25 protein-coding genes are annotated in these 22,597 nt (G+C 65.4%); 6 read left to right on the top strand and 19 right to left on the bottom strand.

Annotated elements, in window-relative coordinates; genetic code table 11:
* Positions 1–4 precede the first annotated feature (4 nt).
* Together E5673_RS04220 and argH are read right to left on the bottom strand one after the other, a co-directional pair.
* Positions 5–247: a hypothetical protein gene (locus tag E5673_RS04220; RefSeq protein ID WP_056061645.1), complete on the bottom strand. Its 243-nt coding sequence runs from the start codon at positions 245–247 to the stop codon at positions 5–7.
* Positions 244–1,629 carry an argininosuccinate lyase gene (gene argH / locus E5673_RS04215; RefSeq protein ID WP_247599572.1) on the bottom strand — a complete coding sequence of 462 codons (1,386 nt, stop codon included), beginning with the start codon at positions 1,627–1,629 and terminating at the stop codon, positions 244–246. The genes E5673_RS04220 and argH overlap by 4 nt, the downstream gene beginning before the upstream one ends.
* On the opposite strand from argH, the gene E5673_RS04210 reads away from it, so the two are divergent.
* Positions 1,628–2,257: a TlpA disulfide reductase family protein gene (locus E5673_RS04210; RefSeq protein ID WP_136189056.1), complete on the top strand. Its 630-nt coding sequence runs from the start codon at positions 1,628–1,630 to the stop codon at positions 2,255–2,257. The genes argH and E5673_RS04210 overlap by 2 nt on opposite strands.
* A gap of 193 nt (positions 2,258–2,450) precedes the next feature.
* On the opposite strand, the gene E5673_RS20210 is transcribed toward E5673_RS04210, so the two are convergent.
* From E5673_RS20210 to E5673_RS04155, 10 genes are all read right to left on the bottom strand, one after another.
* Positions 2,451–2,606 carry a hypothetical protein gene (locus tag E5673_RS20210; RefSeq protein WP_348769888.1) on the bottom strand — a complete coding sequence of 52 codons (156 nt, stop codon included), beginning with the start codon at positions 2,604–2,606 and terminating at the stop codon, positions 2,451–2,453.
* Between the two features lie 33 nt (positions 2,607–2,639).
* Entirely contained in the window at positions 2,640–2,948 is a 309-nt protein-coding gene (locus E5673_RS20205) for a DUF427 domain-containing protein (protein WP_348769887.1), read from the bottom strand.
* Complete coding sequence (locus E5673_RS04200; protein ID WP_136189055.1) at positions 2,945–3,307, bottom strand: DUF393 domain-containing protein; 363 nt, start codon at positions 3,305–3,307, stop codon at positions 2,945–2,947. The genes E5673_RS20205 and E5673_RS04200 overlap by 4 nt, the downstream gene beginning before the upstream one ends.
* Positions 3,304–3,855, bottom strand: a complete 552-nt coding sequence (locus E5673_RS04195; RefSeq protein ID WP_136189054.1) for a TspO/MBR family protein — start codon at positions 3,853–3,855, stop codon at positions 3,304–3,306. Before E5673_RS04195 ends, E5673_RS04200 begins: the two co-directional genes overlap by 4 nt.
* Positions 3,856–4,003: 148 nt before the next feature.
* The gene (gene lysA / locus E5673_RS04190) at positions 4,004–5,236 is read right to left on the bottom strand and encodes a diaminopimelate decarboxylase (protein WP_136189053.1); all 1,233 of its coding nucleotides are present in this window, start codon (positions 5,234–5,236) and stop codon (positions 4,004–4,006) included.
* A gap of 21 nt (positions 5,237–5,257) precedes the next feature.
* Complete coding sequence (locus E5673_RS04185) at positions 5,258–5,521, bottom strand: hypothetical protein (protein ID WP_136189052.1); 264 nt, start codon at positions 5,519–5,521, stop codon at positions 5,258–5,260.
* Positions 5,518–6,033: a methyltransferase domain-containing protein gene (locus E5673_RS04180; RefSeq protein ID WP_247599571.1), complete on the bottom strand. Its 516-nt coding sequence runs from the start codon at positions 6,031–6,033 to the stop codon at positions 5,518–5,520. The genes E5673_RS04185 and E5673_RS04180 overlap by 4 nt, the downstream gene beginning before the upstream one ends.
* A 14-nt stretch (positions 6,034–6,047) precedes the next feature.
* Entirely contained in the window at positions 6,048–6,230 is a 183-nt protein-coding gene (locus E5673_RS04175; RefSeq protein WP_247599570.1) for a hypothetical protein, read from the bottom strand.
* 481 nt (positions 6,231–6,711) lie between these two features.
* Positions 6,712–6,942 (bottom strand): hypothetical protein, encoded by a 231-nt coding sequence (locus E5673_RS04170; RefSeq protein WP_168711561.1) that lies wholly within the window; start codon positions 6,940–6,942, stop codon positions 6,712–6,714.
* A 561-nt stretch (positions 6,943–7,503) separates the two neighbouring features.
* A complete protein-coding gene (locus tag E5673_RS04155; protein ID WP_136189050.1) occupies positions 7,504–8,118 on the bottom strand; it encodes a TetR/AcrR family transcriptional regulator in 615 nt (204 codons plus the stop codon).
* Between the two features lie 49 nt (positions 8,119–8,167).
* Here E5673_RS04155 and E5673_RS04150 point away from each other — a divergent pair, with 49 nt between their 5' ends.
* On the top strand, positions 8,168–9,016 hold the full coding sequence (locus tag E5673_RS04150) for an oxidoreductase (RefSeq protein ID WP_136189049.1): 849 nt from the start codon (positions 8,168–8,170) through the stop codon (positions 9,014–9,016).
* Positions 9,017–9,084: 68 nt separating this feature from the next.
* On the opposite strand, the gene E5673_RS04145 is transcribed toward E5673_RS04150, so the two are convergent.
* Positions 9,085–9,999, bottom strand: coding sequence for a LysR family transcriptional regulator (locus tag E5673_RS04145; protein ID WP_136189048.1), 915 nt, complete (start codon positions 9,997–9,999; stop codon positions 9,085–9,087).
* Between the two features lie 128 nt (positions 10,000–10,127).
* On the opposite strand from E5673_RS04145, the gene E5673_RS04140 reads away from it, so the two are divergent.
* From E5673_RS04140 to E5673_RS19835, 4 genes are all read left to right on the top strand, one after another.
* Entirely contained in the window at positions 10,128–10,835 is a 708-nt protein-coding gene (locus E5673_RS04140; protein ID WP_136189047.1) for an SDR family oxidoreductase, read from the top strand.
* The gene (locus E5673_RS04135) at positions 10,829–11,839 is read left to right on the top strand and encodes an amidohydrolase family protein (protein ID WP_136189046.1); all 1,011 of its coding nucleotides are present in this window, start codon (positions 10,829–10,831) and stop codon (positions 11,837–11,839) included. The genes E5673_RS04140 and E5673_RS04135 overlap by 7 nt, the downstream gene beginning before the upstream one ends.
* Positions 11,840–11,916: 77 nt before the next feature.
* On the top strand, positions 11,917–12,834 hold the full coding sequence (locus tag E5673_RS04130; protein ID WP_168711560.1) for a TonB-dependent receptor: 918 nt from the start codon (positions 11,917–11,919) through the stop codon (positions 12,832–12,834).
* A 14-nt stretch (positions 12,835–12,848) separates the two neighbouring features.
* Entirely contained in the window at positions 12,849–14,651 is a 1,803-nt protein-coding gene (locus E5673_RS19835) for a Ca2+-dependent phosphoinositide-specific phospholipase C (RefSeq protein ID WP_210731803.1), read from the top strand.
* 72 nt (positions 14,652–14,723) lie between these two features.
* On the opposite strand, the gene E5673_RS04115 is transcribed toward E5673_RS19835, so the two are convergent.
* The 6 genes from E5673_RS04115 to E5673_RS04090 form a co-directional block, all read right to left on the bottom strand.
* Entirely contained in the window at positions 14,724–17,654 is a 2,931-nt protein-coding gene (locus E5673_RS04115; protein ID WP_247599569.1) for a TonB-dependent receptor, read from the bottom strand.
* Between the two features lie 144 nt (positions 17,655–17,798).
* Positions 17,799–18,653 (bottom strand): FecR domain-containing protein, encoded by an 855-nt coding sequence (locus E5673_RS04110; RefSeq protein WP_136189043.1) that lies wholly within the window; start codon positions 18,651–18,653, stop codon positions 17,799–17,801.
* Positions 18,650–19,201, bottom strand: coding sequence for an RNA polymerase sigma factor (locus tag E5673_RS04105; RefSeq protein WP_168711559.1), 552 nt, complete (start codon positions 19,199–19,201; stop codon positions 18,650–18,652). Before E5673_RS04105 ends, E5673_RS04110 begins: the two co-directional genes overlap by 4 nt.
* 102 nt (positions 19,202–19,303) lie before the next feature.
* Complete coding sequence (locus E5673_RS04100; protein WP_136189041.1) at positions 19,304–20,857, bottom strand: alkaline phosphatase D family protein; 1,554 nt, start codon at positions 20,855–20,857, stop codon at positions 19,304–19,306.
* A gap of 92 nt (positions 20,858–20,949) precedes the next feature.
* Positions 20,950–21,921, bottom strand: coding sequence for a FecR domain-containing protein (locus tag E5673_RS04095; protein WP_136189040.1), 972 nt, complete (start codon positions 21,919–21,921; stop codon positions 20,950–20,952).
* Positions 21,918–22,454, bottom strand: coding sequence for an RNA polymerase sigma factor (locus E5673_RS04090; protein WP_136189039.1), 537 nt, complete (start codon positions 22,452–22,454; stop codon positions 21,918–21,920). The genes E5673_RS04095 and E5673_RS04090 overlap by 4 nt, the downstream gene beginning before the upstream one ends.
* Positions 22,455–22,597 lie beyond the last annotated feature (143 nt).

The following is a 22,597-nucleotide window of genomic DNA, read 5'->3' as shown; positions in this document are numbered from 1 at the left end:
GTCTTCAATTCGGCGGCGGCAGGTCGAACTCGTCGCTGCGGCGCGGCTGGGACGTGGTGAGCAGCTCGTCGCTGCGCTGAGGGCGTTGCTGCGTGGTGGGGGTCAGCAACTGCTCGGGAGTCGGCGGCGTTTTCGCACCGTAAGGCGCGATCGGGAGCGTCTTGCCCTCCGCCGGCACGAGGCCGTCCGCTGCGCCGCAACCCGACAGGGCCAGTGCCAATCCCACGATGCCGAAAAGCCGTTTCATGCTACCTCCCCCCGCGCCGTACGGATCGCAGCGCGCACATTGTCCGGCGCAGTGCCGCCGAAGCTGGTCCGGCTGGCGACCGACGCATCGACCGAGAGCACGCCGTACACGCGTTCGTCGATCCGCGCATCGATTGCCTTCAGGTCCTCGATCGGCAGCGCATCGAGCGCGACTTTCCGGTCCTCGGCCAGCTTCACCGCGCGCCCGGTAACATGATGCGCCTCGCGGAACGGGAGCCCCGCCTCGCGCACCAGCCAGTCGGCCAGATCGGTCGCGGTCGCAAAGCCGCTCTCCGCCAGCCCGCGCATCCGATCGGTGCGGAACGTCGCGCTCTCGACCATGCCGGTCATCGCCGCGATCGACAGCGCGAGCAGGTCGTGCGCCTCGAACACCGGCGGCTTGTCGTCCTGCATGTCCTTCGAATAGGCGAGCGGCAGGCCCTTCATCGTCACCATCAGCGCAGTCATGCAGCCGAGGATGCGTCCGGCATGCCCGCGCACCAGCTCGGCCGCATCGGGATTGCGCTTCTGCGGCATGATCGAGCTGCCGGTCGACCATTGATCGCTCAGCGCGACGAACCCGAACGGCTGCGACGCCCACAGCACGAACTCCTCGGCGAGCCGCGACAGATGCAGCGAGGTCTGCGTCGCGGCGGTGAGATACTCGATCGCGAAATCGCGGTCGCTGACGCCGTCGAGCGAATTGGTCATCGGCCCGTCAAAGCCTAGCGCCTCGGCGGTCATTTCGCGGTCGATCGGGAAACCCGTGCCTGCAAGCGCAGCCGAGCCCAGTGGCGAGCGATTCATCCGTGCTCGGGCATCCGCGAACCGCCCGACGTCACGCGAAATCATCGCGTGATACGCCATCAGGTGATGCCCGAGCGTCACCGGCTGCGCGGACTGGAGGTGCGTGAAGCCTGGCATGACGCTCGCCGCATGCTCTTCGGCCCGCGCCAGCAACGCGGCTTGGAACCCGGCCAGCGCCGCCAGTGCCTGGTCGATCGCATCGCGCACCCAAAGCCGGAAATCGGTCGCGACCTGATCGTTGCGCGAACGTGCGGTATGCAGTCGCCCCGCAACCGGCCCGATCGCATCCGCCAGCCGCGCCTCGGTCTGCATGTGGATGTCCTCGAGAACCAGATCCTCCTCGACGCCGTGCTCGGCATAATGCGCTGCCACCGTATCGAGGCCTGCCGAGATCGTCGCGGCGTCCTCGGCCGAAACGATGCCCTGTCTGCCGAGCATCGCGACATGCGCCTTCGAACCGGCAATATCCTGCTGCCAGAGGCGCTTGTCGAAGGGAATGGAGGCGTTTATCTCGCGCATGACCGCTGCCGGCCCCTCGGCGAACCGCCCGCCCCACATCGAATTGGAACCGTCCATGTTCTCGCGTCCTGTGTTCAATTCGCGCCCAATCATCTGTTTCGTCGGGATGGGCCTGCTGGTCGCCGGCTGCGATAGGAAATCGCCCGCGCCGGAGCAAGCAAACGTCGTCGCCGCGAACACGGTGTCCGCCGACGAGGTCGCGTCCGGCCCAGCCCCCGACGAAGCCACCGGGCCTGCCGCCAGCACAGAAAAGCTCGACCGCAGTTACAAGGGCGAGAGCGGCCCGACGGTCGCCTTCACCGCGCCCGACGGCAAGTCGGTCACGCTCGCCTCGTTCAAGGGCAAGCCGTTGCTGCTCAACATGTGGGCGACCTGGTGCGCGCCGTGCGTCGCGGAAATGCCGACGCTCGACGCCGCCGCCAAGTCGCTGGCCGGCAAGGTCCAGGTGATCGCGGTCAGCCAGGACATGCAGGGCGCGGAGAAGGTGACGCCGTTCTTTGCCGAGAAGACGTTCACGACGCTCAAGCCGTATCTCGACCCGAAGCTCGGGCTCAGCCTCGCCTACCAGGCGAACCTGCCGACCACGATCCTGTACGATTCGGCGGGCAAGGAAGTCTGGCGGATGACCGGCGGCTATGAATGGAACACGCCCGCCGCCGCAAAGCTGATCGCCGAAGCATCGTAACGCGTTGATCCGACCCACTGATGTTGAACAGGTTGTGCCGACCCGCCTTGGTGACGAGCCAAAGGTTGATGGCGAGCCGGCACACCCCTCTAACGCGTCCGGCTATGCCAAAGGCGTAAACAACATCGAAATGCGATGAACCGAGTAACGCCCATATTGGCAGGCGAACGCATACGGGTCGTCGCGCGGCGACCTACCAGTAGCGGCTACCCGGCACGCCCTTGAACGGTCCGGCGAGATCGGCGGTGATCCAGCCGCCGTAAAACTCGCCGGGTTGTGGGATTACCCGTTCGCCGTCGACGAAGCAGCCGTCGAACGGGCCCGCATAGAACGCGATGTAGTCGCGCAAAGTTGCAAACGCAGCGGTCGGCGACGGATAGCTCTAGGCGACATCGCGCAGGACATCGCCCGCGATCTCGACGTCGTAATAGATCGCGTTGCCCTTCCATTCGCAGAAGGATTGCCGGGTGGAGCGCCGAAGCGCCGACATCAGGATATCGGAGGGCGGGATATAATAGCTGGGCGGATGGCTCGTCTCGATCGTGCGGACGCTGTGCCGCGTGTCGGCGAGCGTAACCCCGCGGTGCTCGATCAGGACATTACGATCGCTGCGCTGCGCGATCGCCGGACGCGGATAGTCCCAGACGCTTTCTTGGCCCGGTCGCGCGGTATCGGGAACGACCGGCCTCATGCGGTGCGATCCACCTTCCGGGCGAACGACTGCAAGCGAGGTCGGACGTGGAGAAACGCTCGATACACCCGTTCAAGACCAGCCAGGACGACCGGATTGCGCGCTGCCAACCCCAGCGGTCGCAGCAGCGGGATGGCGCGCCACATCGCCGCGAAGGCCGCGGCGCCGGACAGCATCCGGTCCCCTTCTTGCGCATGGAACCGCGCCAGCATCGCATCGCGGTCAATCGGACAGCTCGTGTCGTCGTTGCTGGCATCGACGAAATCTATCGCGCCACGTCGATCGAGACGACGCATCAGCGCGATCTCACGTCGGCACAGCGGACATCCGCCATCGTGCCAGACCGTCAGGCGGGTCATGCCTTGTCCGGGCCGTCGGACCGGTTCCGCTCCCAGATGCGCTCGGCAAGCAGGGTCGCGAAACCAAGCCAGGCTACGAACGGGACCGCAGTCGCCGCCGCGGTGCGATCGACCTTGCCCGCGGCCGCGACATAGCCGGCACCGCTGGCGATCATTGCACCCGACGCGACCGCGCTGGGGCCGAGCGCCTTGCGACGGAAGAACAACTCGGTCCAGCCGCCGACTATGCCGGTATTCAGCAACCAAAGTCCGACCGCGAGGTTGCGCGGCGCATCGGCGGGGCGGCGCAACAAGCGATAGCCGCCGACCGCAAGCCCGGTCTCGAGCACCGGCCATACCGCCCCGAAGGCGGCATCGGGCGGCGTGTAGGCTGGTTTGTCGAGCCGTTTGTACCAGCGGCGAATACCGGGATGCGACGGGTCGGGCGCGTTACGGCGCCCGAGCACCGCGCTGGCGCCGAGCACCCCCATGACGACCGCGAGCGCAGCTGGACGGGACAGGCCACCGCCACGTTCGTCCGTGATCGCATCGCTCGGTTTCTGGGTCATGCTCGCCGTCCTCATCCCCGGGCACGCCGCCCGCTGACATCACAGCGAAGCAGCGGCCGCGACGTTCCGTGGCCGGCGCGGCGATCGTTACCGTCGCAGCGTTAGGATGCCCGTAGCTTGCTCCCCTCCCGTTCGGACCCGGTACGACCTACGCCGCGAACTCTTCGGGCAGGAAGCGGTCGGCGACGATCTCGAAATAGTCGCCGTCGATCAGGACCTGTGGGCTGAGCGGGCAACAATTGTAGCTCGACGCCATCGCGGCCCCGTACGCCCCGGTCGCATGGAAGACCGCGAGATCACCGCGGCGGACCCGGTCGATATCCCGGGCGAGCGCGAACACGTCGCCGCTTTCGCAGATCGGTCCGGCAATGTTCGCGACCATGCGTTCGCCGTCCGGCGCGACGGCTTCGAAGCGGTGGAAGGCATCGTACAGCGCTGGTCGAGCTAGGTCGTTCATCGCGGCATCAACGATGACGAAGGGGCGGTCCGCGCCGGGCTTTACCCAGATCACCCGCGTCATCAGGACGCCGGCAAGTCCTGCGACCACCCGCCCAGGCTCGAAAATAAGGTCGACGTCCCAGTCGCGCGTCACCCTAGCGACCATGGCGGCATAGGCGTCGAGCGTCGGAACCACGTCGTCGACACGGTAGGGAATGCCAAGGCCGCCGCCGAGATCGACGCGGGTTATGCCGTGCCCCCGCGCGCGCAGGTCGATCACCAGCGAACCGATGCGCTCGTACGCGGCCTCCAGCGGAGCAAGATCGTGGAGCTGGCTGCCGATGTGGAGCGCGACCCCGACCAGATCGAGGCCACCGAGTCGTGACAGGCGATCGTACATTGCGGGCGCATCGGCGATCGCCACGCCGAACTTGTTCTCGCGCCGGCCGGTAGAGATCTTGGCATGCGTGCCGCCATCGATGTCGGGATTGATGCGCAATACCGCGCCCGCCCGCTTGCCACGCGCCTGGGCAAGCGCGGCGAGCACCCGCCCCTCCTCCTCGAGCTCGAGGTTGAACTGCCCTATGCCGGCGTCGAGTGCATCGGCGAGCTCCCGGTCGGTCTTGCCGACCCCGGAGAAGACGATGTCCGATGCGGCGATACCGGCTCCGAGCGCGCGGCGCATCTCTCCGCCCGAGACGATGTCGGCACCGAAGCCGCAGCCGGCCAGCAGATGCAGCACCGCGCTGTTCGGGTTTGCCTTGACCGCGAACGCCGTCCGCGTCCGCGGCAGGATCGACAGCGCCGCTGTGAAACGCCGGGCCGCGTCGCGCAGTGCAGCCGCCGAATAGACGTGGACGGGCGTACCGACGGCTTCGGCTATGGCCGACAACGGCACGCCTTCGGCACACAGGACACCGTCCCGCCGATCGAAATACATCATGATGATCCTGGAGGCTCGAGGTCAGGGATGCGGTTGGTCGAGTCGGCGGCGATAGCGACGGACGCGGACGGCATGGATCGCTTCGGCGGTTCGTGCATGACCGTGGCGTTCGGCGCGAAGTGCGATGATGACCCGCTTGCCGTTGATCGCCAGCGTCAGGCCCAGCAATGCGAAGGGGAATACGAGCATCGCGCGTGCCGAGCCGCCCATTGCAACCGCAACGCTGCACGCGCCCACGCACAATGCGAGGCCGATCCCCCGCCATAGGATGTCACGCTTCGTCATGCTTCGGTACCGACGGCAAGCCACGTCGCGTCGTCGCCGATGACGATACGCGCTGCATTCCCCAACGCCGACGCCACCTCCGGCCTCCGGTCTTGCGCCATGCCGTGACAGATCACGAGATCGGCTGGCAGGTCGTGCTCCTCCAGCAAGGCGATGACCATGTCCGCCACCTCGAACGTCGTGCCGATCGCGAGGTTGGTGCAACGGCTCGCCGCCGCGCGGGCGCGACCGATCAGCGCAGGCGATCCGTCGATCCCGCGCCCTTCGATCGCCGTGAAACCGAGCGCCCGGGCATGATGCACCGCTTGCAGGAGGAGCGAGCCCGCGCCGCAATCGGCATCGACGATGCGGACCGCGTGGCGACCGTCTTCGCGCAACGTTGCAAGGGCGGCAGCGATGACCGGCCAACGCGGATCGTGGGTCGCGGTTTTCGACCCTGGCATCGCGGTTTTGGTCGCGATCTTCGGGCTTGGGCCGGGGTGAAGACGGTTCGGGCGAGTTTGCGTGTTCATTGCCATCCCGTCCGTCATGCCGCCCGCGGCAGTGCGCGCTCGTCGCGCCCGACGGGCGCGAACGCGATGACCGGGACCAGCGGCGCCTTCGCGATTTCGACGGTTGCCTGATAGATGTCGCGCTCGGCTTGGGCGTAGCTCATCGCCGCGCCGTAGGAGATGAAACGCCCTTCGAGGTTGCGCCTGCTGTCCTGCACGAGCCAATGCCCTGCGCGATCCTGGCCGACATAGATGACGAGCCGGTAGGATCGGGTTCCGATATGGTTTCAGACGACATGTCGCCTCGTTGCCTTTCATATCACGAGCATCGTGCCCGCGCTCATGATCTACGAGCCGCGACATAGCGCTGCGAGATCGATCCCCGCGGATCGCATAGCGCGCGCATAGCGTTGCCCTCGCTTCACCGCGTTTCGGATGTCTCGAGGTACTTGAGCCTGATAGCTGGGCAGTGGCCTGCTGGTCCCGGCGAGGGTTGGCTCAAACCGCCGCGCGTCGCTTGGCGATCGACGCGATAGAGCCTGCCGACTGCGCGTTGCCGAGGGATCGCTACGCCATTGCACGCGCTACGTTTTCCGGCAGGCAATGCCGAAAGCCAACTTCCAGCGACCTCGTTAAAGCGCGTCGCCCCGTCGATAGCCAACGCCCATGCCGTACGTGAACTGTCGTCCACGTCGGATTTCAGCTGCGCCCGCGATTGCCGCTGCAGGGTAGCGAAATCAGCAATTCGACCAGATCCTGCTCCAGTCGCCCGGCGTCGTGCAGGACGGTTTCGGCAAGTTCCACGTTCGCCACGACCATAACGTCCCGCAATACCGCATCAACGGCAAGGACGATCGCTGGCCCCAGCCCCGACTGGATCATAGTCGGCCCACCTGTCCAGTTCAGTCGTGATTGGATTTGCGACGTCATGGTTTCTCACGACGGAGTCCACTCCAGATCTTCTCGCCACGAAAACACCTGCTCAGCCTTCGGGCTTCGCAGCGTCACTTGGCTACATACAAACAGGACCGTTCGGACACGTTATCAGCTCGAGCCGGCGCCTATAGGCCGCGCCATGCGAGTGGGTGTGGCAGGACGTCAGCGGAATAGTCGACCTGGAGCACGCGGCGTCGCCGCGGCTGGTCGGCAGGAGCGATGCGTGGACGATAGGCTTAGCGTAGAGCCAGGGCGTGTCGATCGGAAGCGCGGCCAAAGCGGTCTCGAGGCGAACAAGCGCTGGTTCGTCCAGCGCCTGCGGGAAGAATTCGCGCCGTCTTGGTCGAGATTGAGATCGAAGGGTTGATCGAGCCTTTCAAACATGTCGATGCGGGTAGCCGAGGCCGCCGCCGCGGTCGACCTGACACCGCTTCTCGACAGCTGCTGCCCGAAAGTTCGCGTTTACGACACGTCCCGACGGTGCACTCTTGAGCGTACCCGAACAGATGATTTTGGAAAACGGGTTGATGGAGGGCGACATAGACATACCAAGATCTAGCCAAATGACATCGATGGCTCGGTAAAGCCCAGTAGCAGGGTACTTGCGACGGCGCGTGCGTCGGGGCCGAGCGCCTCGTCAGGCAGTTCGCCGGCGCTCCAGAACGACAGGGCGCCGCGAAACCCTAGGGCGAGTTGCCTCGGCAGGCAGTCTAGCGCGTAGGTCCGGCAATTCTCCGGGATGCCCTCGCCCGCTCCCAGCGCGAGCGTCCACAATGCGGTAGAGCGCGCCCAGGCCTGACCCGCCGAACCACCGGTCGTGCCGATCCAGCTCATCACGGCGCGGTTCACACCGGGTTCCTCCAGCATCACCGCTACCGCCGTGTCGACAGCGAGCAGCACGCGGGATGCAGCGTCAGTAGGAAGCCGCGCCTCGGCGAAGCGCATTGCCATCGTGTCCGTCCGACGTTCGGACAGCGCGTGCATGATCGCCCCCTTGCTTCCGAAATGATTGAACGGAGTGGCGAAGCTGACGCCGGCTTCGGCGGCGAGGTCGCGCATGGAGAAGTCGGCCTTGCCACTCCGCAGCAGTCGTTCCGCAGCGTCGATCACCCGTTGGCGCACGGGCTCACCCCGGATCGCAATGTTCTCCCGCGTCTTGTCCCGTGCCATATCGCTATCTATATCATGATATACAAACCTAGTATTTTGGAGTTAGCCCGTGGCAACCATCACCGCCAAGACTTTCCTCATCACCGGCGTGAGTTCCGGCCTCGGCCGCGCGTTTGCCGAGGGTGCGTTGGGCGCCGGCCACCGCGTGATCGGCACTGTGCGGAACGAGGGCGACGCCGATACGTTCGCCGCGCTCGCAGCAGCGGGCCGTGCATATCCCCTGATCCTCGACGTGACCGACTTCGCAGCGATTCCAGCCGCCGTGGCCGAAGCGGAGCGGCACGCCGGTGCGGTCGAGGTGTTGGTGAACAATGCCGGATACGGTCACGAAGGTGCGTTGGAGGAATCGTCGATGGACGATCTTCAGCGTCAATTTGCGGCCAATGTGTATGGGCCGGTGGCGATGATGAACGCCGTGCTTCCCGGCATGCGCAAGCGTCGTAGCGGCCACATCGTCAACGTGACCTCGATGGGTGGCTTTATCACGATGCCGGGGATCAGCTTCTACTGCGGTAGCAAGTTCGCGTTGGAAGGCATCTCCGAGGCGCTCGGCAAGGAGGTGGCGGATTTCGGCATTCGGGTGACGGCCTTGGCACCCGGCCAGTTCCGGACGGATTGGGCAGGACGCTCGATGGATCGCACCCCGCGCAGTATTCCCGACTACGACGCCGTGATGGATCCGATCCGTGCAGCCCGCCAGGCCAAGAGCGGCAATCAACCCGGCGATCCGGCCAAGGCCGCACAGGCTTTGCTCGCGATAGTCGATGCCGAGACCCCACCGGTACGCTTGTTCCTAGGCGAGGACGCGCTGGGCGTGGTCCATCAGAAGCTCGACGCGATGAAGGCCGAGATCGCCGCATGGGATGCGCTCTCCCGTTCGACCAGCTTCGCATCGTGACCGCCTGAGCGCCGGTGGGTTAGCCGGTGTCGCTGCTTGAGGATGGAACTTCGGCAGAGCCACCCGCCTCAGCTGTCCGGCACCATCTTTTGGCAAATCCCGATCACGGTCTCTCGCAGCCACCGGTGAGCGGGATCGGCGTCCATCCGTGGATGCCAGATCGCCGACACGGCAATCTCGGGGGTAGGAACGGGAAGCGGGAACGTGCAAATTCCCTCCGCACCCGGTGCTTTGCGACGAAAACCCAAACCGGGCACGAGCGCGATCAGGTCCGACTGCCTGGCGATCCGCAAGGCGTCGGAGAAGCCCGGCACGACGACCATCGTATCGCGGCTCAGCCCCAGGTCGGCCAGCGCGGCATCGACCGGGCCGGTGAACGCGCCACGGCGGGACGCGGCGACATGCCGGCAGGCTGCGTAGCGCTCAGGCGTGATCGCGCCCGAAAGCAGCGGATGCCCCGTTCTCGCCGCCCCGACAAACCGGTCGCGGAAGATGAGGCGCGTGCGCATTTCGGGCGCGGAAACACCAAGTACGCCGATTTCGAGGTCGATCTCCCCCGCGCGTAGCGGCTCGGCGTTCTTATCAGGCTTGGGCGCGAAGCGCAGGCGGACACGGGGCGCCGCCGATGCGATGCCGGCCACCAACGGACCGCAGAACATCTCGACGAAACCTTCACTCGCGCGGATTGTGAAGACGCGGTCGAGCTCCGCCATGTCGATCTCGCCAGTTGGCGGCTTGAGGACTGTGCGAACGTCACGCACGAGTGCATGAACGACATCGCGCAACTCGATCGCCCGCGGCGTCGGCACCAGACCACGCCCTGCTCTGACGAGGAGCGGATCGCCAGTAGCGTTGCGAAGCCGCGTCAAGGTCCGGCTCATCGCCGACGGGCTTAGTCCCAGCTTTCGCGCGGCCCCGGTCACGCTCCCCTCGGACAGAAGTGCGTCGAGTGCATCAAGCAGGTTCAAATCGAGGTCGGTCATAGCCGCGACCATGCTCGATCCAGCTGCAACACGATAGGCGTCTGGTGCAATGATACTGTGCATCCGCTGCGTCTGGCGCATTGATCGCGGCTGAGTAGATATTGCCCCGACATACTTCGGAGCATCCCATGACCCAAGACACCTCCAATCCCGGCACAATCCTGCTGATCGGCGCATCGCGCGGCCTGGGTCTCGGTTTGGCCGGTGAGTTCGCGAAGCGCGGATGGCATGTCGTCGGCACCGTGCGCGCGGGCGCCCGAACCGAACTGCACGATCTGGCCGAGGCGCATCCCGATCGTATCGAGATCGAGACCGTCGATATCGCGCAACCGCAACAGATCGCCATGCTGCGCGACCGTCTCGCCAACAGGGTGTTCGACCTGCTGTTCGTCAACGCCGGCACTGCGAACATGAAGGACGAAATCGCTGGCGAAATCGCGACCGAGGAATATGCGCGCGTGCTCGTGACGAATGCGCTCGGTCCCATGCGCGTGATCGAAGCCTGCCGGAATCTGGTCGCAGCCGACGGGCTGATCGGGGTCATGTCCTCGGGCCAGGGCAGCATCACCAACAACACCAACGGCCTTCACGAGGTCTATCGCAGCAGCAAGGCGGCGCTCAATCAACTCGTACGGAGCTACGCGGCGCGACATGCAGAGGATCGCCGCGCACTGGTGCTGATGGCACCCGGCTGGATACGAACCCGGCTCGGAGGACCAAAGGCGCCGTTCGGTGTAGACGATAGCGTGCCCCTGATCGTGGACGTGCTGCTCGGCCGTCAGGGCAAGCCGGGTCTCGCCTTCCTCGATCGCGACGGGAACACGGTCCCATGGTGACCGAGCCAGCAACGAAGCTGATCGGCATCGAGGAACACTTCCTGACGCCGGCGATCGAACACGCATGGCATGCGATCGGGCTGGAAGCGGCCGATCCGAGCGTCGCCTACCATCAAGGCGCGTTCGGACGGCGCCTCGTCGACCTCGCAGACGAAAGGCTCGCGCTGATGGACGAAACCGGCCTCGACGTTCAGGTGCTGTCGTTGACCACCCCCGCGCTGCACGATCTCGGCTCGGAAAGCGTGGAGCTGGCACGGCGCACCAACGACGCCTTGGCGGAGGCGGTCGCACGGCACCCGACCAGGTTCCAGGCGATGGCGACCCTGCCGGTGTCCATGCCTGACGAAGCCGCGATCGAGCTCGAGCGCTGCGTTTCGACGCTAGGCTTCAAGGGCACGATGTTGTGCGGCCGGGTTGGCATGCGCCACCTCGACGACCAGGCATTCGCGCCCGTTCTCGATTGTGCAGCAGCACTGGGCGTGCCCGTGCTGCTGCACCCCCGCACACCACCAGCGCCGGTACGAGAAGCCTATTACGCCGGCTTCTCGCCGATCGTGGACGCCGCGTTCGCGACCGTGGGACTGGGCTGGCACTATGACGCCGGCATCCAGTTCCTACGCCTCGTCCTGGCGGGCACATTCGATCGCTTGCCGAATCTCCAGGTGATCCTCGGCCATTGGGGCGAACTAGTTCTCTTCTACGCGGAACGCCTGGCGGTCATGGACCGCGTCGCGGACCTGTCCAACCCAATCGCGCACTATCTGCGCCACAACCTGTACGTGACCGCCAGTGGCATGTTCCTGCCCCACTATCTGGAGCGAGCGATGGCGGTCGTCGGCCCGGACCGGCTGCTGTTCTCGACAGACTATCCTTACCAATACCGCGAAGGCGGCGACGCACGTCGCTTCCTTGCAGGCTGCGGTCTGAACGATGCTGACAAGGCGGCGTTCGCGCATGGCAACTGGCTCCGGTTGACCGGCTATGCATCTGCATTACGTTCCTGATGCCACCCATTGCGCAGACCAAGAATCACGACCCTGTGGCCGATTTTGCAGGTGCCTTGAGCAGGGTGTTCGCCCGCATGATCGCCCATCGCGCAACGGAAGGCGTGAAGAGCTCCAATCTCGGCAATCCCGATACGCTGGCCGACGACAACGTCCTCTACGGCTCGGACGTTTTCAACCGCTTCGACCCGAAGTTCAGCGACCACAGCTACACGATCGGCGCCAACTGGCAGTTCATGCCCGAAGCCGGCATCTTCGGCCGCTACACCAGCACCTACCGGTTGCCGCAGATCGGCCAGTACCGCGACAACGTGCTGCCGACGGGCATCCGCAGCCAGTCGATCGAACAGGCCGAGGCGGGCGTGAAGTTCCAGAAGCCCTGGGGCAGCCTCTACGCCACGCTGTTCTACAATTCGTTCAAGGACGTGCAGTTCACCAACACGTATATCGACCCGGCGACGCTCCGGATCGTCCAGGAGATCAACTATGGCGACGTCAGCACGACTGGGGTCGAGCTGGAGGCGAACCTGAAGCCGGTGCCCTGGTTCGACGTCTCGGCGACCGCGACGTACCAGGATCCGAAGTTCAAGAACTATACCTACAACACCATCGTCGCCGGGGCGCCCGTCACCACCTCGTTCGACGGCAATCGGCCGTCGAGCATGCCCAAGGTGATGGCGAGCATCCGGCCGCGCGTATCGCTGATCGGTGGCCGCCTGCGCGTGCTGGGCGAATGGCGGTATGAGGGGGACAAGTTCAACGACGACTCCAACCTCGTGAAGCTGCCGGCGTTCTCGGTGTTCAATGCCAGCGCGGAGCTGGACGTGACGCAGAACGTCACCGTGCAGGTCAAGGGCACCAATTTGTCGAACGCGCTCGGACTGGGCCAGGGCGGCGGGCAGCAGCTCGTGCCGGGGGCGGCGGACGGTGCGGTGATCCTGGCGCGACCGATCTTCGGCCGCGCGGTGCAGGGTTCGGTGTTGTTTAAATTCTGATCGGGAGAGTATCTGTGAAGCGATCGATCGTGGCTGGCCTGACGCTTGGTCTTCTTACTCAGGCTGCAGCAGCACGCGAAACGTCGCCGCCGCTGCGGATCAACGACGTGGGGGTGATCGGCACGCACAACAGCTACAAGCAGCCAATGCCCGCCGCGACGATGGCGAAGGTGCGTGCGGTCGATCCGGCGATGGCGGATGCGCTCGACTACTCGCATCGGAACTTGACCGAGCAGCTCGACGCCGGTGCTCGGCAACTCGAGATCGATGTGAACTACGATCCGCAGGGCGGGCACTACGCGCGAGGGTCGGACGATCCGAAGCTCAAGCGGCCGGGCTTCAAGGTGCTCCACATCCCCGGCATCGACAACGCCTCGAGCTGCATCCTGCTGACCGAATGCCTGACGATCATCCGCGACTGGTCGGCAAAGCATCCGCGGCATGTGCCGATCCTGCTGATGTTCAACGCCAAGGACGAGCAGAACGCGGCGCGTGGCGGGATCGATGCGTTGCCGTTCGACGCGGCGGCGTATGACGCGCTCGATGCTGAGATCCGCTCCGTGATGGCACTCGGCAAGCTGATCGTGCCCGACGACGTGCAGGGCAGCTATCCCACGCTCCGGGAGGCGGTGCTGGCGGACAACTGGCCGTTGCTGGAACGCTCGCGTGGGAAATTCCTGTTCGCGCTGGACGAGCCGCCGGCCAAGGTCGCGGTGTACCGCGGCAAGCGGCGCTCGCTCGAAGGGCGGGTGTTCTTCATCAACACCGACGAAGCGTCGCCCGCCGCCGCGTATCTGACGCTCAACGACCCGGTCCGCGATGCCGATCGCATCCGCCGCGATGTCGCCGCCGGGTTCATCGTTCGCACGCGTGCCGATGCCAACACGCGCGAGGCCCGTGCCAACGACATCGTCCCTCGCGACACCGCACTGACGGGGGGGGGCGCAGTTTGTATCGACCGATTATCTCTGGCCCGATCCGCGCCTGGCCGGAGGGTATCACGTCGCCCTGCCCGGTGGTGTGGTCGCTCGCTGCAATCCGGTTCGCCGTCCAAAGGGTTGCGGCGATCTCGACACGGGTCCCAAGTGATGCGGACGCTCGCCCTCATTACCGTGCTGGCGCTGGCCACCGGCGCGACCGCATCGACGGATTATCTGCGGAACCGGTCGATGCCGGACCTGATGAAGGTTCTTCCTGCGCCGCCCAAGCCCGGATCGCCGCAGGATCTGGACGACCGCGCGACCTTCCGCGAGACCCGCGCGCTGCTCGGCACGCCACGTGGCGACATGGCGAAGCGCGACGTGACCGACGATCGCTTCACCGTTTTCGCGTGCGCGATCGGCCGCAAGCTTGACGCGAAATCGTCCCCTGCCCTCACCCGCATCTTCGCGCAGATGAGCGACCAAAGCATCGTCGGCCGCGCCAAGGATGGCTTTGCCGTCAAGCGTCCGTATCTGAAGGACGACCTGCCGATCTGCGAACCCAAGACCGAGCATCTCGCAAGCAATGGCGATTACCCGTCGGGGCACACGACTTCGGGCTGGTCCGCCGCGCTGATCCTGGCGGAACTGATGCCCGACCGCGCTACGCAGATCCTGCGCCGCGGACGCCAATATGGCGAGAGCCGCTACATCTGCGGATCGCATAGCCGAAGCGCGGTCGAGGCGGGCTATATGGCGGGATCGGTGCTGGTCGCGATGCTGCACACGTCGCCGGACTTCAGGCGCGATATGGACGCGGCACGGGCGGAACTTCGGCATGGGGCCAGCTCCGCACCCAGCGCGGCGCAATGCACCGCCGAAGCTCAAGCCGCATAGCAGCAACACACCGTCCGTTGTCCTAAATATGGCAGCACGCCGTCCGCGCCGTTGCCGGCGCGGACGTGGAGTTCAGAAACTGGTCGTCACGCCGAAGGTGAAGATGCGGCCGCTCCGGGTGTAGACGAGCGTCCGGTCGGTCGAGAGATCGGTGAACTGCTCGATCGGCCGGTTGGTGACGTTGATCCCCTCGACGACGAAGCGCAGGTTCTTGACCGGGCTGTAGCGGACCTGGAAATCGACATTGTTGGTCGGGCGGATGCCGTCGCCGACATTCGCGTTGCCGCCTGCCCCCGTCAGATACCGGCTGCGATACGCGGTCGAGACACGCGCACCGAAGCGTTCGGTCTCGTAATAGAGCGTCGCGTTGGCCGCCCATTTCGACAGATTGTAGAGCGGGATGCTCTTGACGACGCCGTTGTAGACCGCGGTCTGATCACCATCGATCCAGGTGCCGTTCGCGACGATGCCGAACCCGTCGAACGGCGCAGGCAGGAAGGTGAAATCGTGCTGGAACGCCGCCTCGATACCTTTGATGCTGGCGCCGTCCCCGTTGATCGGGCGCGTGTAGTTGTACGGCGTCGTACCGTCCTGGCCGGGCAGCAGCAGCGAGACCGGGAAGCCCGTCGCGCTATAGGGAACCTGCGACGTCTCCGACGTGATGAAGCTGTTGAGGTCCTTCCAGAAGAACCCGACCGACGCGAAGCCGTTGCGATCCATGTAATATTCGAGCCCCGCCTCCGCCGAGGTGGAACGAAACGGCTGTAGATTGGGGTTGCCGACGGAGACGGACCCACCGAACGGCGCCACGGTCAGCGTTCCCGCTGCGGCAAGTTGAGGGAGGCCGGGGCGATTGACGTTGCGGCTGGCGGAAGCGCGCGCGATCAGCTTCGGCGTGATGTCGAGCGCGACGTTGAGCGCGGGCAACCAGTCGTCGTTGCTGGTCCCGACCGTCACCGGCTCAAGCGTGGTCACGCCGTTGGTCGCCGTAGCCAGCGACCCGCTGGAGACCAGGTCGGTATGATAGTAGCGGACGCCAGCATTACCGCGCAGCCGCATCGACCCAATATCGGTATCGAGATCGAACTGCGTGAAACCCGCCCAGGTCTTTTCGCGAATGCGAAAGTCGCTGCCCGCGGTCAGGTTGGCGGCGGTCAGGTCCCGGTTGTTGCCGAGCAGCGCGTAGATCCCGGCAACGTCGCCGCCGATATACGGAAGCAGGCTGTCGCGGTTGATGACGTATTTCAGCGCGTCGGGTATCGCGCGGTCGCTGGTCGCTGCGGTGCCGTAGAAGATGTTGGTGAGATACTGATATCCGCTGTTGGTGAAGCGCTTATACTCGCCGCCGACCTCCAGCTTCAGGATCGGTGTGAGGTCGTAGACCGCCTGGAGCTGACCGTTGAGATAGTCGCTCTTGATCATGTTCTCCTGCGTCACCAGCCGCTGGACGTTCCAGTTCGCGGGGTTGGTGAGGTCGAAGCCGTAGGTGTTCACGGGGATCGTCGGCTGCATGTCGAAACTGAATGCGGTGTTGCGCGCCTGGAGGAAGATCTTGTCGAACGTAGGCTGGACGAAATTCGACTTCTGGTACCCGCCGAGCGCGGTCAACTTCAGCCGATCGCCGACGTCCCAGCTCACATTCGCCACCGCCTGGTAGAAGTCGGTCTGATTCTCGACGCGGTGATGCTCGCTACGCTGATCGATGCCGGTATAGCTGGCGGCGACGAGCGAATTGCCCTGGATCGTCGCGGACCGGATGACCTGCGTGCCGCTGACGTTGCCGGTCAGCGCGTTGTAGCCGCCGGCTGCGATCGCCCAGTCGTCGCGCTTGTCGGCGAGGTGTCCGTACAGCAGGTCGACGTCGATCTTGAAATTGTCGCCGGGATGATATTGCAGCGCGCTGGTGACGCCGATCCGCTCGCGATCGGTGTACCAGGTCGACGGGGATTGCGCCTGAGGTGCGAAGATCGTGCCGCCGCGCAGCAGCGCCCGCGTCGGCGCGTCGATCTCTGGGCCGATATTGTTGGCGCCGTAGGTGACCTTGCCCCAGTTCCAGTTGCGATAACCATATTCGTTGTTGCGAACCTTCGAATAGGCGACCGAGACGAGCGCACCGAAATCGCCCTGACGCTGCGAGAACAGGCCGACGAGCCGCGGGGTGACGCCGCTGGTCTGATCGTTGGTCTGGGCCTTCGCGGACAGCACGACCTTCTGGCCGTCATAGTCGAACGGCTTGGCGGTGAAGAGTTGCACCGTGCCAGCGATGCCGCCCTCGTCCTGGTTGGCGGCGTAGCTTTTCTGGACGCTGACGCGGTTGAAGAGCTCGGAGGCGAACAGGCTGAAATCGAAGCCGCGGCTGCGGCTGACGTTGCCACGATTGTCCATGCCGGAGGCGGTGTTGCCGAGCACTTCCATGCCATTGAGTTGCGTGCGGGTGAAATCGGGGCCAAGGCCGCGCAGCGCGATCTGACGTCCTTCGCCGGTGTCGCGCGTGATGGCGACGCCGGGGACGCGTTGCAGCGCCTCGGCGAGGTTCATGTCCGGAAACGCGGCGATGTCCGACGCCACGATGTTATCCTCGGTCCCGACCGCGCGACGCTTCAGGTCTTGGGCGGCCAGCAAGCTGCTACGATAGCCGTTGACGACGATGTCCGGGGTGGCCTCCGGCGTTTCACGCGCGAGCGTGGTTGCCTGCGCCGCAGCGGCTACGAAGACTGGCGCACGCAAGCCGACGATGCTTGGCGTTGGCGGTGCTTGGTTCCGGCGGAGGATCGTCACGCCGTTGCTCTCGACCGGACGCAGACCCGTCCCGCGTAGCAGCATGGTGAGTGCTGCCGATGTTGTGAGCCGGCCGCTGGCCCCCCTGGTCCGCTGCCCCCGAATGAGCGCGGGCGCGGCGATGACCTGCATGCCGGTGACGCTCGAATAGGCCGACAGCGCCTGTGCGAGGTCGCCTGCCGGAATGGCGAACATTCGTGCGCCCGCCGATTGTGCGTCGGCCACCGCAGGCGAGGTTAAAGCGAACGCTACCAAGGCCAGTGCCGACGTTCCGTGAAACCGCGTCATCATATTCCCCCGTCTTGGCGCCATCAGACGCCACCCGGTGGGAAGACGGCCAAGGCCGCCAAATCCGGACAGTGTTTTTCGTCAATCCGCAGGTTTAAGCGTCAACGCCCCCTGCCCCTCGACGACCGTGAAGCCGAACCCGCTGCCGATGGCGTTCAGAAGCTGATGCGGATGGTCGGTGCGGAACCGACCGAATATTGTGGTCGATGCTAGTGGCTCCACCGGACGTGCGATCCTGACACCCCCCTGGCGGTCGAGAGTTTCGACCAGATCGTCGAGGCGCATGCCCGCCGTGTCGATCCAGCCTTTACGCCAGTCGGGTAACACCGGATCGAACTTCGTCGGCGCTGCCGCCACGCCGCCGCGTACGGCGCTGCGGTACCCAGCCCGGACCACGACGCCGCGCGGCGACCCGACCGGATCGAAGCCGACCGCGCCGCGATAGACCGCTAGCGCAACCTGAGTCCGGGTCAGGTCGAGGTCGAACGCGGTGCCGAGGACGCGTGTGTCGCTGGCGCCGGCGCGCACGACGAAGGGGCGGGCTACGTCATGCCGCACGTCGAAGAACGCCTGGCCCGCGAGTAGCTCGGCACTGCGCTGCCCGTCGCCATAGACAATTCGAAGCCGCGTCGCGCCATTGAGTGCGACAGTCGAGCCGTCCGCCAGTGTTACGGTCGAGCGTTCCCCGGCACGGGTGGCGAACATGCGCGTCGCAACCCGCGGCGCGGTCGGTGTCCCGACGAACCCGTCACTGGCCATGAACAGCAGGGCGATGGCGACCGGGGCGGTCGCGACGGCCGCGATGGCCGATCGCCGCCGACGCCTGAGGGACCGGACCTGCCCGTCCGACAATCGGCCGCATCGCATCGCCGCGGTTTGCAGTGCATCGGCAAGCGCGGCTTCGGTCACCGGTGTTGCACCACCCGCTACGGTCACGCGCCGGCCTCCATCGTGAAGCCGCGCTCCGCCAGCGCGCCGCGAAGGTCCTGAAAGGCGCGGACGACGTGCTTCTCGACGGCCGCCATGCTCATGTCCAAACTCTTGGCGATCGCGTCGGTCCTAAGTCCGTCGAGCCGTTTGCGCAGGAAAATCTCCCGCCGTAGTGGCGGCATACGCTCGAGCGCGTCCGCCATGATCACCACGGCACGACGGAAGGCAAGCACCCTGTCCGCAGTGGGTTGCTGGCAGACGATCGCGTCATCCAGTTCGACATGCGCTGAGCGCCGCGCGGCACGGTGATGATCGAGCAGCAGGTTGCGCGCGATCGCAAAACACAGCGCTTTCATGTCGTTGACCCGCGCGGTCGCCTGGTACGCGAACAGCCGCAGATAGGTCTCCTGCACCACGTCGTCGCCATCCGCATGGTGATCCAACCGACTGCGCACGAACCGACGCAACGCCCCCGCCAGCGCCGCATCCGGATATTCCAGCGTCAGGACATGCGCAGGCGACGGCCCTTCGCCGAGAGATCCTCTGCTGCTCACCAAGCCCCCATCTGCCGTTCTGGAGCGTCTTATGAGGCGATCGTGAAGGCAGCATGACAGCACCGGGATGGTTCCGCATGATCGGACTTGGCGTCCAGATCATCAGGCTGGTTGCGGACCAGGCTGCTTGGGATCCACGACGAATTTGGCGATCGTCGCAATCGTGCCACCCGGCCGATCGACCTGATCCATGACCCTCACTTCGGCGAGCCAGCGATCCGGCGTCACGGTGAAGAGCTGGTAGCCGCGCTGGTTGTTGAGCAGGCTGACGTTCGGATTATTGTCCAGCGCGCGACTTTCTCCCGCATAATGCGCACCGCCCGTTCCGCCCGACGAAATCGACGTCGCCAGAAATTCCGTCGCGATCGCCGGCCCGCCCACATCTTCCGCCTTTCGCGGCACCGATCCGACGACATGCTGGTGCAGATCGCCGCTGCCGATCACGACGTTGGTCAGGCCCCGGTGGGCGATACCGTCGACGAGCCGTTGGCGCGACAGCGGATAGCCGTTCCAATTGTCCTTGCCGATGACGGGCGTGGGGGCGCCGTCCTTGCGGGCGTCGTACGGCATGAACAGCACCTGTTGCGCGATGAAGTTCCAGCGCGTGTCGTTGGCAAGTCCGCGATCCAGCCAACTCTCCTGCGCTGCCCCCATCATCGTACGCTCTCGCCGATCGACGGGAATACAGGCGTCGAGTTCCGCGCGATCTATACCAGGACGCTCGCAGAGCTGATCGCTGCGGAACGAGCGCGTGTCGAGCACGTGCATGCGAACGAGATTGCCGTAATCGAGCCGGCGATAGGCAACCCCCGCCCCGGGGCGTTGCGCGCGGCGAACGGGGACGTGTTCGTACCAGGCCTGCATCGCGGCCGCCTTGCGCAGCGCGAACACATCGGGCCGGTTGCCGTCCTTGTCGAATTCGCCCGCCCAATTGTCGTCGATCTCGTGATCGTCGAACGACATGATGAACGCGACCGCGGCGTGTGCCGCCTGGAGGTCGGGATCCGCTTTGTACTGAGCGTAACGGCGGCGATACTGATCCAGCGTATAGGTCTCGACGCCGAGGTGCTTACGCGGGCTGGGTTCGGTGCGCGGGGCCATCTCGTAGATATAGTCGCCATAATGGAACACCGCGTCGAGATCGGGCTCGCGCGCGACATGCGCATAGGCGGTGAAGAACCCCGTCTCGAAATCCTGGCAGCCCAGCATCGCCAGCCGCAGCCGGTCGAGCGATGCGCCCGCCGCAGGGGCGGTGCGCGCGGTGCCGATCGGGCTTGATCCGGCACCCGTGACGAGGAAGCGATACCAATAGGGGCGATGCGGCCGCAACCCGTCGATCTCGACATGGACCGAGTGTGCCAGCGCGGCCTCGGCCATCGCCGGACCTGCACGAACGATTTTTTGAAAACCGGGATCTTCGGCGACTTCCCAGCGGACCGCGACATCGTGCGCCGGCATGCCGCCATCGGGCGTCTGCGGCTCGGGCGCCAGCCGCGTCCAGATCACGAACCCGTCGGGCAAGGGGTCCCCCGAGGCGACGCCGAGCGTGAACGGATCACGCGTGAACGTTGCACGCGCGAGCAGGCGGGGGGCACTTCCCAGCAACGCGAGCGAGAAGCCAGCCTTGACCAGATTGCGGCGATCGAACTGAGGCACAAGGACACTCCCTCACGGCAGGCGCGGGTCGCGACCACGTATGCCGGGAAGACGGAGCAGCCGGGCGAAACCCGACAGGCTAAATGACGGGACTATCGGTCCGCGTTGCCTGCGGGACGGATGGCGATCGTTTTCGGACCATAAGCGACGTCGACGTGATAGGCAGTCTCCACCGCCTTCAGCACGCGGTCGGTATCCGAAACATGGAAGCGTCCGCTGATCGGGAGCGCCTGTAGGGCGGCATCCTGCAACAGGATCGGCCGCGCCGAATACCGTTGCACCTTGCCGATCAACACCCCGAGCGGAATATCGGACGCCTCGAACCATCCGGACTTCCAGTCGGGCACGCTGACCGCGATACGCGGTTGCGCCGTGACATGGCCGTCCACGACGCGCGCGCCGTCGCCCTTGCGCAGCACGAGGTCGGCCTGATCGGCCACGCCGACCTCCACCGCGCCGCGATACACTGCGACGGCGGTCCGCGTCGGACCCTGGCGATCGACGTTGAACGCCGTGCCCAGGACGCGCACCGTAGTGGAGCCGCTCTCGACCCGGAAAGTTCGGGCACTTTCATGGCGAACGTCGAAATACACTTCGCCTCGCACGAGCTCGGCGTTGCGTTTCCACGGCAAGATCTGCACGCGAAGCTCGGTATCGCCGCTCATGTCGATGCGAGAACCGTCCGCCAGAACAACGGATTTGCTCTTGCCGGCCAGGGTACGATAGGTCGTCGTCGACAAGGCTGGCAAGATCAGTACGATCGCGAGCAGCAGCGCGCAGGCCGCCGCCGCGAACTGCGGGAGGGTGCGCCACGTCCGCCGGGGTCGCGCGCCCGATGCCAGTGGCGCGAGCCCGGCGGCGGGTGCGCTTTCAGCGTGGTTTAGCGCTTCGACTAGCGCTTCGGACTGCCACAACGCCTGCAGATCGGCAAAGACCTCCCGATGACGTGCCGACGCTGCCATCCAAGCATCGAAGGCTGGCCCCGCAGCGGCGTCGAATACCGGCTGGTTGATACGGTCGATCCAGGCGGCTGCTTCCTCCGCGATCTGGCTCTCACGGTTCATCGCACATTTCCAGAAGCGCACGCCTCTCCCGGCATCGCCTTGTGGAGGTCTGCCAGGCCACGCGTAATGTGCTTCTCTACCGCCTTCGGGCTCAACCCCAGATCCCTCGCTATCGCGGCACAACTCTGCCCCTGCAATCGCCGACGGACAAGCACGTCGCGGCGCAGCGGCGGCATCGCCGCCAGTGCTTGCCGCAAGATCGCGACCTCCTGCCGACCGACCAGCACCCGATCGGGCAACGGCGCATGGCTGACGGGCTCTTCCTCGCGTTCGGCGACATAGCGGCTGTCGCGGCGATGATGGTCGATCAGCAAGTTCGCAGCGATCCGGAAGCCCAACGCATAGACGCTCACTAGTGTCTGCACGCGACTCTGGTGCACCAGCCGCGACAGTGTCTCCTGCACGACGTCCTCGACCACGTCGGTCCGGTTGGTGCGCGCCCTCACGTACCGGCTCAGCGTCGCAGCGATTGCGCGCCAATCCTCAGAAGGAGCTCCCTTACAGCTCTTAATCTGGTGCAGTATGGCGGGCATGGAGTATCCGGGTTGCTAGTCCCGCCGACCTAGACCGCGTTTGTGACAATCTCGGTGAGATCGGTAGAAGTGCGACAAGTACACAGTCGCGTTTGCAGATGCGCGAGTAAGCAACCGGATTGCAACACCCGTGTAACATAAAT

It is taken from the genome of Sphingomonas sp. PAMC26645 (genome assembly GCF_004795835.1).
Lineage (GTDB): Bacteria > Pseudomonadota > Alphaproteobacteria > Sphingomonadales > Sphingomonadaceae > Sphingomonas.
Note: the sequence above shows the minus strand (reverse complement) of the source record. Positions and strands in the feature narration are given on the sequence as shown.